Origin of the sequence: Stenotrophomonas sp. WED208 (genome assembly GCF_040984485.1) — a bacterium.
In the GTDB taxonomy this organism is placed as follows: domain Bacteria; phylum Pseudomonadota; class Gammaproteobacteria; order Xanthomonadales; family Xanthomonadaceae; genus Stenotrophomonas; species Stenotrophomonas riyadhensis.
The window spans coordinates 3921674-3935458 of the sequence record NZ_JAZARB010000001.1 but is presented as its reverse complement, the minus strand read 5'-3'; the positions used below and the strand labels follow the sequence as shown (position 1 = coordinate 3935458).

At 68.1% G+C, this 13785-nt stretch carries 13 protein-coding genes and 1 riboswitch; of the genes, 7 read left to right on the top strand and 6 right to left on the bottom strand.

Annotated features, from left to right (window positions below):
- The first annotated feature begins 3 nt into the window (after window positions 1-3).
- On the top strand, window positions 4-960 hold the full coding sequence (locus tag VPH47_RS18005) for a Nudix family hydrolase (RefSeq protein WP_110711054.1): 957 nt from the start codon (window positions 4-6) through the stop codon (window positions 958-960).
- Between the two features lie 100 nt (window positions 961-1060).
- Here VPH47_RS18005 and VPH47_RS18000 read toward each other — a convergent pair whose 3' ends face one another.
- A complete protein-coding gene (locus tag VPH47_RS18000; protein WP_368851404.1) occupies window positions 1061-1645 on the bottom strand; it encodes a DUF4124 domain-containing protein in 585 nt (194 codons plus the stop codon).
- A gap of 40 nt (window positions 1646-1685) precedes the next feature.
- Complete coding sequence (gene metF / locus VPH47_RS17995) at window positions 1686-2513, bottom strand: methylenetetrahydrofolate reductase [NAD(P)H] (RefSeq protein WP_049399801.1); 828 nt, start codon at window positions 2511-2513, stop codon at window positions 1686-1688.
- A 203-nt stretch (window positions 2514-2716) separates the two neighbouring features.
- Between metF and VPH47_RS17990 the strand changes: the two genes are divergently transcribed.
- Genes VPH47_RS17990 through VPH47_RS17980 form a run of 3 tightly spaced genes read left to right on the top strand, consistent with a single transcriptional unit; the run spans window position 2717 to window position 5463 of the window.
- On the top strand, window positions 2717-3649 hold the full coding sequence (locus VPH47_RS17990; RefSeq protein ID WP_368851403.1) for an alpha/beta fold hydrolase: 933 nt from the start codon (window positions 2717-2719) through the stop codon (window positions 3647-3649).
- 36 nt (window positions 3650-3685) lie between these two features.
- The gene (locus VPH47_RS17985) at window positions 3686-4735 is read left to right on the top strand and encodes a sensor histidine kinase (protein ID WP_153856300.1); all 1050 of its coding nucleotides are present in this window, start codon (window positions 3686-3688) and stop codon (window positions 4733-4735) included.
- Window positions 4732-5463, top strand: a complete 732-nt coding sequence (locus VPH47_RS17980) for a LytTR family DNA-binding domain-containing protein (protein ID WP_153856301.1) — start codon at window positions 4732-4734, stop codon at window positions 5461-5463. Before VPH47_RS17985 ends, VPH47_RS17980 begins: the two co-directional genes overlap by 4 nt.
- A gap of 6 nt (window positions 5464-5469) precedes the next feature.
- On the opposite strand, the gene VPH47_RS17975 is transcribed toward VPH47_RS17980, so the two are convergent.
- Window positions 5470-6987, bottom strand: coding sequence for an amidohydrolase family protein (locus tag VPH47_RS17975; RefSeq protein ID WP_368851401.1), 1518 nt, complete (start codon window positions 6985-6987; stop codon window positions 5470-5472).
- A 136-nt stretch (window positions 6988-7123) separates the two neighbouring features.
- On the opposite strand from VPH47_RS17975, the gene VPH47_RS17970 reads away from it, so the two are divergent.
- Both VPH47_RS17970 and VPH47_RS17965 read left to right on the top strand, forming a co-directional pair.
- Window positions 7124-7681: a DUF3228 family protein gene (locus tag VPH47_RS17970; protein ID WP_049425078.1), complete on the top strand. Its 558-nt coding sequence runs from the start codon at window positions 7124-7126 to the stop codon at window positions 7679-7681.
- A 107-nt stretch (window positions 7682-7788) separates the two neighbouring features.
- The gene (locus tag VPH47_RS17965) at window positions 7789-8424 is read left to right on the top strand and encodes an energy transducer TonB (RefSeq protein ID WP_180847586.1); all 636 of its coding nucleotides are present in this window, start codon (window positions 7789-7791) and stop codon (window positions 8422-8424) included.
- A 28-nt stretch (window positions 8425-8452) separates the two neighbouring features.
- Here the strand turns inward: VPH47_RS17965 and VPH47_RS17960 are convergent, their stop codons facing one another.
- The 3 genes from VPH47_RS17960 to ahcY form a co-directional block, all read right to left on the bottom strand.
- Window positions 8453-8938, bottom strand: coding sequence for a hypothetical protein (locus VPH47_RS17960; RefSeq protein ID WP_180854801.1), 486 nt, complete (start codon window positions 8936-8938; stop codon window positions 8453-8455).
- The gene (ybaK, locus tag VPH47_RS17955; RefSeq protein WP_110714254.1) at window positions 8938-9411 is read right to left on the bottom strand and encodes a Cys-tRNA(Pro) deacylase; all 474 of its coding nucleotides are present in this window, start codon (window positions 9409-9411) and stop codon (window positions 8938-8940) included. The genes VPH47_RS17960 and ybaK overlap by 1 nt, the downstream gene beginning before the upstream one ends.
- Window positions 9412-9575: 164 nt before the next feature.
- Window positions 9576-11021, bottom strand: a complete 1446-nt coding sequence (gene ahcY / locus VPH47_RS17950) for an adenosylhomocysteinase (RefSeq protein ID WP_004154241.1) — start codon at window positions 11019-11021, stop codon at window positions 9576-9578.
- A gap of 36 nt (window positions 11022-11057) precedes the next feature.
- Window positions 11058-11141, bottom strand: a riboswitch (S-adenosyl-L-homocysteine riboswitch).
- 120 nt (window positions 11142-11261) lie between these two features.
- On the opposite strand from ahcY, the gene VPH47_RS17945 reads away from it, so the two are divergent.
- Window positions 11262-13778, top strand: coding sequence for a prolyl oligopeptidase family serine peptidase (locus VPH47_RS17945; RefSeq protein WP_368851400.1), 2517 nt, complete (start codon window positions 11262-11264; stop codon window positions 13776-13778).
- Window positions 13779-13785: the final 7 nt, after the last annotated feature.

The following is a 13785-nucleotide window of genomic DNA, read 5'->3' as shown; positions in this document are numbered from 1 at the left end:
CCCATGGCTTCCCCCACCCGATCGATCCACGTTGTAGCGGCCGTCATCACCGATGCCCGTGGCCGCGTGCTGCTCAACCGCCGTACCGAGAACCGCGACATGGCCGGCCTGTGGGAATTCCCCGGCGGCAAGCGCGAATCCGGCGAGACCTCCGAACAGGCGCTGGTGCGCGAGCTGCGCGAGGAGCTGGGCATCGAGGCCGATGTCGGCGAGTGGCTGATGGACGTGCCGCAGCGCTATCCGGACAAGCACCTGACCCTGGAGGTGCGCCACGTGCGCAGCTGGAAGGGCACCCCACGCGGACGTGAGGGGCAGGCGATCACCTGGGTGGCGCCGGACAAGCTGGGCCGCTATTCGATGCCACCGGCCGACCTGCCGGTGGTGGCCGCCCTGCGCCAGCCCGACAGCTACCTGATCACCCCGGCGCCGGCCGATGACGCCGACGGCGTGCAGCATTGGCATGAGCAGCTTCAGCGTGTGGTGGCGGCGGGCCAGCAGCGCATCCAGCTGCGGTTGCCGATGGCGCATCCGCAGCGCCAGGCGATGGTCGAACAGGTCGTGCGCGCGCATCGTCGCAGCGGGGTGCAGTGGTTGCTCAACCGCGATATCGAGCTGGCACGCGCATTGGGCGTGGGGGTGCACCTGGGCAGCGAACAGCTGCTGGAGCTGTCGCAGCGTCCACTGCCCGAAGGCCAGCTGGTGGCCGCGTCCTGCCATGACCTGCAGCAGCTGCAGGCCGCACAGCGGCTGGGCTGCGACTTCGCCGTGCTGGGTCCTGTGCAGGCCACGGCCAGCCATCCCGATGCCGTGCCGCTGGGCTGGGATGCCTTCGCCGAGCTGCGTGCGCAGGTGTCACTACCGATCTACGCGCTGGGTGGCATGGGCAGTGGCCATGTCTCCGAGGCGCGCCGCCATGGCGGGCAGGGCATCGCCGCCATCCGCGCGCTGTGGCCTGCGTGATGCAAACAGGGTCGGATCCCCACAACGCGGGGCTCTGACCCCATCGCTGGAATCGGGGGTCAGAGCCCTTTCCGCAGGAAAGGGATCCGACCCCTGGCGATCACAGTGTGATCCAGAAGCACCCGTATTGCCGTCGCAACCCCAGCACCGTCGAAGCGCGCGACGCGCTGCCGGGCAGGGTCTGCTCCAGGCGTAGGCCGACCGGATGGCGCACGGCCGGGGGCTCAGGGTCGGATCCCTGCGCCGCAGGGCTCTGACCCTCATCCTGCGATTGCGGCAGCGCCTGCGAGGGATACACCGGCACCACGTCCACCAGCGGCCGCCGCGCCAACGATTCCAGCTGGCCGAGGATGCGCTGCGCGCCCGCATCGGAAACGGCGCCCCACAGGTACAGCGAGGACAGCCGGTTCACGTCGTTGCTGAGGATGCCAGTACGCAGTGCATCCACCAGTTCGCTCAGCCGCCGCGGGCAGCGTGCCCCGAGGGTGTCGCGCTGCAGGGTGTTGCCGGCGGGCGCAGGCGGTGGCAGCCGCGACTGCGCACCCAGGCTGTCGCAGGGACGGTCGGTATACACGCTTTGGCCCTGGGCATCGGTGCAGCGGTTCAGGCGCGTGGCCTGCGCGTGGACATCGTTCGATAGCACGCACAGCGGCAGCAGCAACAGCAGGAAGGAAAGCCGGATCATCCTCGCAGGGTAGCGCCGATCACGCTTGCGCGCCGTGCTTTCAGCCCTGCAGCAGCTTCAGTACCGAGGTGGTCGGCTTGGCCAGGTTCAAGGTGTAGAAGTGCAGGCCGGGGGCGCCGCCCTCGATCAGGCGCTGGCACAGCTTGGCCACCACTTCAGTGCCGAATGCACGCACCGACTCCGCATCATCGCCATAGGCCTGCATCTTGCGGCTGATCCAGCGCGGGATCTCCGCACCGCACTGTTCGGAGAAGCGGCGCAGCTGGCTGAAGTTGGCGATCGGCATGATGCCGGGCGTGATCGGCACCTGCACACCCAGCCGCCGCACTTCGTCGACGAAATGGAAGTACGCGTCCGGGTTGAAGAAGTACTGGGTGATCGCCGCATCGGCACCGGCGTCGATCTTGGCCTTGAAGTGCTTCAGGTCGGCCAGTGCGTCGGAAGCCTGCGGGTGCGTTTCGGGGTACGCGCCCACTTCGATATGGAACGCATCCCCATGCTCGGCGCGGATGAAGTCGATCAGTTCGGCGGCATAGCGCATGTCACCGGGGAAGCCCATGCCCGACGGCAGATCGCCGCGCAGCGCGACCAGGCGGCGGCAGCCGATGGCGCGGTACAGCTTGAGCAGCTCGCGGATTTCCTGACGGGTGCCACCGACGCAGGACAGGTGCGGTGCGGCATCGAAGCCATGGTGCTGGTTGAGGTGGCGCACGGTCTCGGAGGTGTAGCTCAGGGTCGAGCCACCGGCACCGAAGGTGCACGACACGTACTCGGGGCCGTAGTCCTTCAACCTGGCCGCGGCGCGGTCCAGCTGGCTGCGCTGTTCGTCGGTCTTGGGCGGATAGAACTCGAAGCTGATGGCGGTCATGGCACGGGCGGCAGCGGCGGGTGCGGATCAGTATATCGCTTCATCAAGATGGATGTTGTCAATTTGTGCGGGTGCGCACCGTCCGTCGCCTGCGACCGTTCGCCCCGGCGATCGGCCGCTGCTCCGAAATCGCAACCCGGGTGCCGTGGCCGGCGGCACGCTGTTCCCATCCCGGCAACACCCACCCGACGAAGGAGCAGACGATGAAGATCTTCCTGGCACTCTGGTATGCAATGAAGGCCCTGGCCCGGCTGGCGATGATCGGCATGGCGATGGCCGTGCTCGGTTCCGGCTCGGCGCACGCCGCCAGCGCCAGCGCCCCGGCGGCGGGCAAGGTGCAGGTCGAGGTGGTCGGCAAGGGCCGCCCGCTGCTCATGATCCCCGGTCTCAACAGCAGTGCTGAGGTCTGGCGCGAGACCTGCCTGGCCCTGAAGGATGTGCAGTGCCATCTGGTGCAGCTGCCGGGCTTTGCCGGCGCCGCAGCCGCTGATCCGCGCCCGGCCGAGTTCCTGCCGGCGATGCGCGGGCAACTGCTGGCCTACCTGCATGACCAGCACCTGGGGCCGGTGGTGGTGGTTGGCCACAGCCTCGGTGGCCTGCTGGGCCTGCAGATGGCGCAGGCCGAGCCGAAGGCGGTCAGCGCGCTGGTGGTGGTTGACGCCCTGCCATTCCTGCCGGCCGCGCGTGACCCGAAGGCCACCGCTGACAGCGTGCGGCCGATGGCCGACCAGCTGCGCAAGGGCATGCTGGCCGCCGACGCCGCGCAATGGCAGGCGCAGTTGAGGGCGGGCCTGCCGGGGATGACCCGCGATCCGCAGCGCCAGGCCGAACTGGGCCGCTGGGGCGAAGACAGCGACCGCCAGACCACGGCCGATGCCATGCATGCGGTGATGACCACCGACCTGCGTGACAGCATCGCTTCGATCGCCGCACCGACGCTGGTGCTGGGCAGCTGGGCCGGCTACCAGCCGATGGGTGGCACCGAGGACGGCACCCGGGCGGTATTCCAGTCGCAGTACGCGAAACTGCGGGGCGTGCAGATCGCGATGAGCGCGCAGGGTTTCCACTTCCTGATGTGGGATGATCCGCGCTGGTTGCAGGAACAGGTGCAGCGTTTCCTCGCCGCGCATCCCTGACCGTTGTCCGCCCTCCTGCCATCGCCGAGAGCCCGCATGGACGCCACCACGTCATCCCGCCGCTTCTGGACGCTCAACGCACTGGCATGGGCTGGCTATGCGATGTACGGGCTGTGGGTCGGCACGCGGATCGGCGGCGGTGCGGTGTTCAGTGGCATCGTGTTGATCACCGTCAGCGTGGCGGTCTCACTCTGGTTGTGCAGCGGCGCACTGCGTTCGATTGCACTGCGCCAGCGCTGGTGGGATGCGAGCCTGGCCAGCCTGGTACTGAAGCTGGCCGCCGGTGTGGTGCTCGGGGCCAGCGTCGCTCAGGCGGTAACGGCGGCGCTGCTGCTGCCGGCACTGGCGCTGGGCTGGGTGCAACTGCCTGGCGGCCATGCGGATTACCAGTGGTCTTCGCTGCTGGTGTACTGGATGAACACCGCGTTGTTCCTGCTGATGTGGACCGGCTTGTGGGCGGGCCTGCACGGCCTGCGGCGGGCACGCCACAGTGAGCTGGCCCGCCTGCGCGCCGAGGCCGAACGCAGCGCCCTGGAGCGCGATGCGCTGCGTGCGCGGCTCAACCCGCACTTCATGTTCAATGCGCTGAACAACCTGCGTGCGCTGATCCTGGAAGACCCGGAACGGGCCCGCGACATGGTCACCCGCTTGTCGCGCACGCTGCGCCAGGCGCTGGCGCACAACCGCAGCGAGCAGGTCACGCTGGCCGAGGAACTGGCGGTGGTCGACGACTACCTGGCCATCGAGGCGGTCCATTTTGAACAGCGCCTGCAGGTGCGGCAGCAGATCGATGCCGATGCCATGCAGGCGCAGCTGCCGGCGATGGCGTTGCAGCTGCTGGTGGAGAACGCGATCAAGCACGGCATCGCCAGCCGCCCGGGCGGCGGCGAGGTGCAGATCCATGCCACGCTGGACAATGACGTGCTGCGCCTGCAGGTGGACAATCCGCTGGCCAGCGTCAGCGAGCCCACCCACGGACATGGCGTCGGCCTGGCCTACCTGCGTGCGCAGCTCGGTACGCAAGGTCGTTTCACCCTGCAGCCGGTCGGCGACCGCATGCAGGCCCTGCTGGAGATTCCGCAATGAATGGCGTGCTGCGCGTGTTGATCGTTGATGATGCGCGGCTGGCGCGGCAGGAGCTGCGCACGCTGTTGTCGGCGCTGCCGTGGGTGCAGTGCGTGGGCGAGGCCGACGATGTGCCGGCCGCGCGCGAGGCGATCGCCACGCTGGCCCCGGACCTGGTGCTGCTGGATGTGCAGATGCCCTCCGGCAGCGGCTTCGACGTGCTGGACGGCCTGGAGGTGGTGCCGGCCGTGGTCTTCGTTACTGCCTACGACACCTACGCGGTGCGTGCGTTCCAGGCCAATGCGCTGGATTATCTGGTGAAGCCGGTGGAGGCGCCGCGCTTGCTGGAGGCGCTGGAGCGGGCGCGCCAGCGCGAAGTGGTGGCGGCCGAAACGCCGGAGTCGCGCGGCACGCTGGGTGCGCAGGACCAGGTGTTCGTGCGCGAGGGCGAACGCTGCTGGTTCGTGGCGGTCTCCGAGATCCGCCGGCTGGTGGTGGATGGCAACTACACGCGGCTGTGGTTCCGCGACCAGAACGCCCTGCTGACCCGCAGCCTGAGCGCGCTGGAAGCACGCCTGCCGCCGGATCTGTTCTTCCGTGCCAACCGCAATACGCTGGTCAACCTGCGCCGCATCCGTGGCGTGACGCCCAGCATCGCTGATGGTTATGACCTGGCGCTGGATGACGGCAGCGAGGTGGAGGTGTCGCGCCGGCAGGCGCGTGAACTGCGCGAGCGGATGGCGTTGTAGCTGCCGCTACAGCTCGGCACTGACGGGGCTGGTGAGGAAGCCCCACAACAACCGCGCCATCACGGCGGGCGAACGTGCCTGCTTGCGCGCATAGGCCAGCAGCGCATCCAGCCGCGGGCGGTCGTAGAGATGGCCGGCCAGCAGCACCGCATGCACGCGGCGGGTATTGGCGGTGTCGTGCAGCGGATTGCCATCGAGCAGCACCAGATCGGCCACCTTGCCGACCTCGACGCTGCCATGCGATGCCTGCAGGTCCAGATGGCGCGCGGCCTGCAGCGTGGCTGCGCGCAGCACGTCGGCCTGGCTCAGGCCGGCCTGCCGCAGCCATTGCAGTTCATCGTGGTAGCGGAAGCCGCCCAGCCCGGTATCGGTGCCGACCAGCACGGTGACGCCCGCATGATGCGCGGCGCCGGTCAGCGCCAGCCCGTGCTCGAAGTAGGCCTTCAGTGCGTCTTCGCCGCGCAGGCCGGGGTGGCGCGCCACGGTGGCCTGCAGGTCATCACGCCACGCCCAGCGTGAAAGCGGATCGAGATAGGCCAGGCGCGGATCGTTGATGAAGGCGGGGTCGCGCGCACGCGCATCCTCTTCGCGGGTGACATGGGTGGGTACGAATGCGGCACCGCTGGCCTGCATCACACCGAACGCCTCGTTGCAGAGCGCGGGCTGGTAGCCGCCGACCATGCGTTCGGCCAGCGCGGTTGGATCCTCGCTGTCGAGCGTGCCACCGCGCCACGCCGCCGCGTTGTCGAAGCAGTGGCGTACGAACAGATGGGCATGCTCGAAGCTGCGCTGGCCTGCCTGCAGTGCGCCCTCCAGCGGCACCGCTTTGGGCAGGTGGCCGACCAGCGGGCGACGCAGCTGCTGCGCCTCGGTGGCCAGCCGCTGGTAGGTATCCGCACGCAGCCGGTTGTAGACCTTCAACGCGTTGACGCCGCGCGCGCTGTACGTGCGTGCACGCTCGGCGGCGGCCTCCGGCGCAAGTGACGGATCTTCAAAGTAGAAGCTTGCGACCTGCACGAAGCGCGGCGCAACCTGCTGCCCGGCCATGGCCTGTGCGGTCCAGCGGCGCTTGTCGGCCACGCAGGCGATCAACGGATCGGTAGCCTGGGGGCAGTCCATCATGTCGCGGGTGCCGGTGATGCCGTTGGCCAGCATCAGCGGGAACTGCAGCTGCGGCGACAGCTGCAGCGCATGGGTATGCATGTCCCAGAAACCGGGCAGCAGCCACCGGCCACCGGCATCGAACACCGGCAGCGTGGCGTCCCGTGGAGCTTCACCGATGGCGGCGATCGTGCCGTTGCGCACTGTCACTGTGGTGGGTTCACTGACCTGGCCCCGCGCGACGTCCACCACCCGCGCATTGACGATCACGCGGCTGTTGCCCGGCTCGGGCAACGGCGGTGCCGACAGCGGCCAGAGCAGGGCGGCGGTGAACAGCACTGGCGGCGCCAGCAGGAGAATGGCCAGTACGATCGGCCATCGCCGACGGCGGGCGGAACGGGGCAACGCGCGTGCTGCATCCATGAGCCGGCGATCCTTGCGATGGGTCGCCCGCAGGGTGCGGCAAGATGGACGCGGATGCCAGTGACCATCGGCATCCCGCACGCCGTACCGCCGGGGCGGTTACCCTGTGCAGCGGATTCCCAGATTGCGCCGCGCCATGTCCATCGTCCTCACCGATTTCGCCCGTCCCCGCCTGTTCCCGCGTGTGCCGCGCGGCAACACCATCCAGGACTGCACTGCCGAGCAGTTCGAGGCACACCTCAATGCGCACGCGCCGCTGAAGGTGCTCGACGGCTACGCCCCGTTCTGCAAGTTGTTCGTCTACGAGAACTGGACCAGCACGCGCTGCCTGACGGTGCCGGTCACCGAGGCCAACCGCCACCAGCTGCGCAGCGGCTACGAAGCGCGCAACCGCGAGGAACTGCCGGTACTGGTGCGCTGGTTCGAGGGGGTGGAGTCGCCGCGCGCGAACTATCTGGTGGTGATCCTGTACAGCGCCGGGCAGCTGGCGAAGGAGGGTTCACCGATCGAGGCCGACTGGGGCATCGTCGGCTGTATCTACACCGCCGAACCCGAAGAGGTACCGATGGCGCCGATCACCATGATGCGCAATGCACTGGGCGTGGAGGAGGGCGGTTCCGGTGTGCCGCTGGATCGCGAGGCTTACCAGCGCTCCGTCGCGTTCTGGGAGAACAACGCCAACTGGCGGCCGTGAGCCGGCCCGGGTCGGATCCCCGCAGCGCGGGGCTCTGACCCGATCGTTTGAACCAGGCCCCGGGCGCCCACTATGCTCGGACCAGGCCAACCCAGCAGGGACGGGGCATGGATATCTGGGCAAGGATGATTCCGGTGTTGCTGGTTGGCGTGTTGCCTTGCGCCACGGCGCTGGCGGCCAAGCCCGCTGCTGACATCGCGTGCGCGCCATTGGCGGCCCTGCCTGGGCTGCGCGATGCCGGGCTGACCGCGCTGTCGATGCAGTCCAGTGACGGTCGTTGCATGGTTGAGGTGACGGCGGCCAACGGCAAGGCGTTGCTTCGGCAGCAGCAGATGCTGGAGGTGCTCGCGCAACACGCCTGCGCGGCGCCCGCGGAGGTGACCATCGACGACGCGCGGCTATCCCTGCAATTGCGCCTGCCGAAGCACTGCGCGGCGCGCAGCAGCCGGGATCTGTTCGCGGGCGGCGGTGTTTCGTGGGCACCGGCGCGCGGCGTGTCGCCGCGCTATCCACCGGAGGCCATGCAACAGGGACTTTCCGGGCGCAGCCTGCTCAAGGCATTGATTGACGCGCAGGGGACGATTGCAGCCGTGATCGTGGAGACGTCCAGTGGCCACGCGTTGCTGGATGAGGCAGCGGTGGAAGAACTGCGCCGCTGGCCTTTCATCCGCACCGATGCGGCGGGCTCGGCACCGGAGCTGACCATCGTGCGTGTACCCATGCGGTACGAGTGGGTGGAGTGACCGCCATCCACGCGTGGCGGAGGACGCGTCAGGCAGGGTTCCACTCCCACCATGGGTAGTGGTACTCGCGGTCGATGGCCTGCCAATGCTGGCCGCACTGGGTGCAGGCAACGGTGTGGCAGTCGCCCCAGCTGCCCTCGGCCTCTTCCACCGCGAGCAGCTGCATCTGTCCTTGTTCGATCAGGCGACGGGGATCGAAGAACGGGTAGCCGGGATTGAGCGCGCACAGGCAACCCTCGCGTGCACGCCAGTAACGCAGCCGACGCAGGGCGGCCTTCAGATGCGCCTGGTTGCTGATCAGCATGCCGCCGAGCGCGACGCCCTGACAGCGCTGTTCGATCAGGTCCGCGTGCGCGGCCAATGCATCCAGCGAGGACGCGCTGAACAGCCGTGCGACCGTGCGTGCAGCATCGGTGATGCGCGCTGCGTCGCGCGACAGCAGGTCCTGCAGCAGCACATCGGCCTGTGCATCGTCGAGCCGGGGTATCGGCGCTGCAGACCAGGGCCAGCGCATCAGCGGGCCTTGCCGATGGCGGCGTAGTGGCCGGCCGTCAATCGCAGCAGGTCGGTCGGCGCCAGTTCCACCTCGAGGCCGCGGCGCCCGGCGCTGACATGCAGTGCGGGCAATGCCTGCGCGCTGGCGTCCAGGAACGTGCGCAGGCGCTTCTTCTGCCCCAGTGGGCTGATGCCGCCGACCAGGTAACCGGTCGCGCGCTGTGCAGCGTCAGCGGCGGCCATCTCGCACTTCTTGCAGCCGGCCGCTTCGGCCAGGGCCTTCAGGTCCAGCTGGCCGGCCACCGGCACGATCGCGACCAGCAGTTCGTGGGTCTCGGTGCTGGCCAGCAGGGTCTTGAACACCTGGGCCGGGTCGAGGCCGAGCTTGTCGACGGCTTCGCCGCCATAGGATTCGGCGTGAGCATCGTGCACGTAGCTGCGCACGGTATGGGCGATCTTCTCGCGCTTGAGCAGGTTGATGGCCGGAGTCATGTAGGCATCGTAGCGCGGCCCGGCGGCGTTGCCTTGACCGAGGCTACTGCGGGCGGATGCGCGGTGCATGGCCACGCGCAAACGCAGAACGGGCGCCCGAAGGCGCCCGTTCCGTGTGTCGCATGCACCGGTAGTGCCGGCCGCTGGCCGGCACCCTGCAGGCATCAGTAGCGGTAGTGGTCCGGCTTGAACGGGCCTTCCACCGGCACGCCGATGTAGTCGGCCTGTTCCTGGCTCAGGGTGGTCAGCTTCACGCCGATCTTTTCCAGGTGCAGGCGGGCCACTTCTTCGTCCAGCTTCTTCGGCAGCAGGTAGACCTTCTTCTCGTAGCTGTCCTTGTTCGCCCACAGGTCGATCTGTGCCAGGGTCTGGTTGGCGAAGCTGTTGGACATCACGAAGCTCGGATGGCCGGTGGCGCAGCCCAGGTTCACCAGGCGGCCTTCGGCCAGCAGGAAGATCGCGTTGCCGTTCGGGAAGATGTACTTGTCCACCTGCGGCTTGATGTTGACGTGCTTGATGCCGGCGAACGACACCAGCGCATCGACCTGGATCTCGTTGTCGAAGTGGCCGATGTTGCAGACGATGGCCTGGTCCTTCATCGCGCTGAGGTGCTCGATGCGGATGATGTCCTTGTTGCCGGTGGTGGTGACGTACAGGTCGGCACGGCCCAGGGTCGATTCGATGGTGTTGACTTCATAGCCTTCCATCGCCGCCTGCAGGGCGCAGATCGGGTCGATCTCGGTGACGATCACGCGCGCGCCGTAGGCACGCAGCGAGGCGGCGCAGCCCTTGCCGACGTCGCCGTAGCCGCAGACCACGGCCACCTTGCCGGCCAGCATCACGTCCATCGCACGCTTCAGGCCATCGGCCAGCGACTCGCGGCAGCCGTACAGGTTGTCGAACTTGCTCTTGGTGACCGAGTCGTTGACGTTGATCGCCGGGATCAGCAGGGTGCCGGCCTGGGCCAGCTGGTACAGGCGGTGCACGCCGGTGGTGGTCTCTTCGGAGACGCCCTTCCAGTCCTTGACCACGCGGCCCCAGTAACCCGGGCGCTCCTTGGCGACGCGCTTGAGAAGGTTCTTGATGACCTGTTCTTCGTGCGAGGAGGAGGCGGTGTTGACCCAGTCGCTGCCGTTTTCCAGCTCGTAGCCCTTGTGGATCAGCAGGGTCACGTCACCGCCGTCGTCGACCACCAGCTCCGGGCCGGTCAGGGTGCCGTCGGCCAGGGTGAAGGTCAGCGCGTCCAGGGTGCAGTCCCAGTACTCTTCCAGGGTTTCGCCCTTCCAGGCGAACACCGGGGTGCCGGTGGCGGCGATGGCGGCAGCGGCGTGGTCCTGGGTCGAGAAGATGTTGCACGAGGCCCAGCGCACGTCGGCGCCGATGTCCTTCAGGGTCTCGATCAGCACGGCGGTCTGGATGGTCATGTGCAGCGAGCCGGTGACGCGCACGCCCTTCAGCGGCAGCTCGGCCTGGTACTTGCGGCGGATCGACATCAGGCCCGGCATTTCGTGCTCGGCGATGTCCAGTTCCTTGCGGCCCCAGTCGGCCAGCGTGATGTCGCGGATCTTGTAATCACCTTCGGTGGAGAAGGTCTTGGCAACAGCGTTCATTCGTGTGCTCCGGTTGTGGGCGAGCGGGTGCTCGCATCTAGCCGGGCGCCGTTGTTACAAAGCCACCTTACCGAGCCTGGCCGGGCCTCGTGGGATCCGGTCGCAGCGCCCCTCGGCAGGGGAGAACCCCCATTATATCGCGGCCCCGGCATGACATCCGGATGACCCAACCATCGGCAGATGGGGCGGCGTGCACGGCCTGTTAAGGTCGGTGTTTTCACGCATCACACAGGTGGAACGATGAGCATGCACGCGCGCCGCACACGGCGCTGGACCGGCCTGGTCCTGTCGATGGGACTGCTGGCGGTGGCCCCGCTGGCCTGGGCCGCGGCCCCGCAGCCCGCCCAGGTACAGGCCCAGGGCGTCAATGGCTACGAACTGCCTTCGGCGGCGCTGCAGGCGGTGGTGGACGCGCCGCGCGCGCCCTTGCTGTACCTGTCGCCGCGCCGCGATGTCGCCGCGATGATGCAGATGCCGTCGCTGCCGTCGATCCAGGTGGTGGCGCAGCCGGAACTGAAGCTGGCCGGACTGCGCATCAACCCGCGCACCTTCTCCGACAGCCGCTTCAGCTTCGGCGAGAAGCTGTGGCTGATGAACGTGGCCGACGGCAAGGAACGGCAGATCAGCGGCCTGCCGGCCAAGCTGTCGATCGCCAGCGTGATGTGGTCGCCGGACCAGAAGTGGCTGGCCTTCAACCAGGTCGACGCCGCCAGCGGCGCCAATGAGCTGTGGCTGGTGGATGTCGCCAGCGGCAGCGCCCGTCGTCTGGTCGCCGGCCTGAACACGGTGATCGGCAGTGGCTACCAGTGGTTGCCGGACAGCCGCGGCCTGGTGGTGTTCACGCGCCCGGCCAACCTTGGTGCGGCCCCGGCCGCCGATGGCATTCCGACCGGCCCGGCCGTGCAGCAGACCAGCCAGGGCGGCGGCGTGGTGTCGATCCGTACCTACCAGGACCTGCTGAAGAACGAGGCCGACGCGCGCCAGTTCGATTACTACGCCACCACCCAGCCGATGGAAGTCAGCCTGGATGGCAACACCCGCGCGATCGGCGCGGCCGGCATCTTCATGGGCTTCTCGGTGTCGCCGGATGGCCGCTTCGTGCTGCGCCAGCCGGTGCAGCGGCCGTATTCCTACGTGGTGCCGGTGAGCAGTTTCCCGCGCCGTATCGAAGTGATCGACCGGGCCAGCGGCAAGCTGGTGCACACCGTGGCTGTGCGTCCGCTGGTGGAAGGTCTGCCGACCGGCAACGACGCTGAAGTGACCGGCGTGCGCGATATCAGCTGGCGTGGTGATGCCGACGCCACGCTGGTCTGGGCCGAAGCCCAGGACGGCGGCGACCCGAACAGGGACGCCAAGGTGCGCGATGCGGTGCTGATGCAGGCTGCGCCGTTCGACAAGCCGCCGGTGACGTTGGCCCAGCTCGGCAGCCGCCTGGTGGGCATCAACTGGGGCCGTGGCGACCTGGCCCTGCTGACCGAGTCGTGGTGGAAGACCCGTAAGACCAAGACCTGGCTGATCGCCCCGGACAATGCCAGCGCCGGGCCGCGCCTGCTATGGGATCGAGACGGGCAGGACCGCTATTCCGATCCGGGCCGGCCGCTGTTGTCCAGCGACGACCGCGGGCGCTCGCTGCTGCAGACCAGCGCCGATGGCAGCAGCCTGTATCTGGCCGGTGCCGGTGCATCGCCGGAAGGCGATCGTCCGTTCGTGGACCGCTTCGATGTCGCCACGGGCAAGGCCACCCGCCTGTTCCACTCGCAGGCACCGAGCTATGCGCTGCCGGTGGCGTTGCTGGACGATCAGGCCAGCTCGCTGCTGCTGAGCCGCGAGAGCCCCGACGAGCCGGCCAACTTCTACGTGCAGTCGCTGGCCGATGCCGGTGCTGCGCCGCATGCGCTGACCCACTTCGCGCATCCGCTGCCGCAGTTGAAGGGCGTGCAGAAGGAGCAGATCCGCTACAAGCGCAAGGATGGCGTCGACCTGACCGCGACCCTGCTGCTGCCGCCGGGCTACGATCCGAAGCGCGACGGCCCGCGGCCGCTGCTGATGTGGGCCTACCCGGGCGAGTTCAAGAGCGCGGCTGCGGCCAGCCAGGTGACCGATTCGCCGTACCGCTTCAATGCGGTCAGCTACTGGGGCCCGCAGGCGTTCCTGGCCAAGGGCTATGTGGTGCTGGCCAGCCCGTCGATGCCGATCATCGGCGAGGGTGACAAGGAGCCGAACGACACCTACATCGAACAGCTGGTGGCCAACGCGCAGGCAGCCGTGGATGAAGTGGTGCGCCGTGGCGTGACCGATCGCGATCACATCGCCATTGGTGGCCATTCCTATGGTGCGTTCATGACCGCCAACCTGCTGGCGCATACGCGCCTGTTCAAGGCGGGTATCGCGCGCAGCGGCGCCTACAACCGCACGCTCACCCCGTTCGGCTTCCAGGCCGAGGAGCGCAACTACTGGCAGGCGCAAGACGTCTACCAGAAGATGGCGCCGTTCAACTACGCCGACAGGATCAAGGACCCGATCCTCTTCATCCACGGCGTGGACGACAACAACTCCGGCACCTTCCCGATCCAGAGCGAGCGCATGTTCGCCGCAGTGAAGGGCCTGGGTGGCACTGCGCGTCTGGTGATGCTGCCGAACGAATCGCATGCCTACCGTGCACGCGAATCGATCATGACCATGCTGGCCGAGAGCGAGCGCTGGCTGGAGCAGACCATCGGCCCGGCCGAGCAGGGCAAGGCGAAGAAGAAGCGCTGACGTGACC

Coding starts and splice junctions, on each gene's coding strand:
- VPH47_RS18000 (WP_368851404.1), bottom strand. CDS start 1,645: ATGATCCGGCTTTCCTTCCTGCTGTTGCTGCTGCCGCTGTGCGTGCTA.
- VPH47_RS17980 (WP_153856301.1), top strand. CDS start 4,732: ATGAATGGCGTGCTGCGCGTGTTGATCGTTGATGATGCGCGGCTGGCG.
- VPH47_RS17970 (WP_049425078.1), top strand. CDS start 7,124: ATGTCCATCGTCCTCACCGATTTCGCCCGTCCCCGCCTGTTCCCGCGT.
- metF (WP_049399801.1), bottom strand. CDS start 2,513: ATGACCGCCATCAGCTTCGAGTTCTATCCGCCCAAGACCGACGAACAG.
- VPH47_RS17945 (WP_368851400.1), top strand. CDS start 11,262: ATGAGCATGCACGCGCGCCGCACACGGCGCTGGACCGGCCTGGTCCTG.
- VPH47_RS17960 (WP_180854801.1), bottom strand. CDS start 8,938: ATGCGCTGGCCCTGGTCTGCAGCGCCGATACCCCGGCTCGACGATGCA.
- VPH47_RS17965 (WP_180847586.1), top strand. CDS start 7,789: ATGGATATCTGGGCAAGGATGATTCCGGTGTTGCTGGTTGGCGTGTTG.
- ahcY (WP_004154241.1), bottom strand. CDS start 11,021: ATGAACGCTGTTGCCAAGACCTTCTCCACCGAAGGTGATTACAAGATC.
- ybaK (WP_110714254.1), bottom strand. CDS start 9,411: ATGACTCCGGCCATCAACCTGCTCAAGCGCGAGAAGATCGCCCATACC.
- VPH47_RS17990 (WP_368851403.1), top strand. CDS start 2,717: ATGAAGATCTTCCTGGCACTCTGGTATGCAATGAAGGCCCTGGCCCGG.
- VPH47_RS18005 (WP_110711054.1), top strand. CDS start 4: ATGGCTTCCCCCACCCGATCGATCCACGTTGTAGCGGCCGTCATCACC.
- VPH47_RS17975 (WP_368851401.1), bottom strand. CDS start 6,987: ATGGATGCAGCACGCGCGTTGCCCCGTTCCGCCCGCCGTCGGCGATGG.
- VPH47_RS17985 (WP_153856300.1), top strand. CDS start 3,686: ATGGACGCCACCACGTCATCCCGCCGCTTCTGGACGCTCAACGCACTG.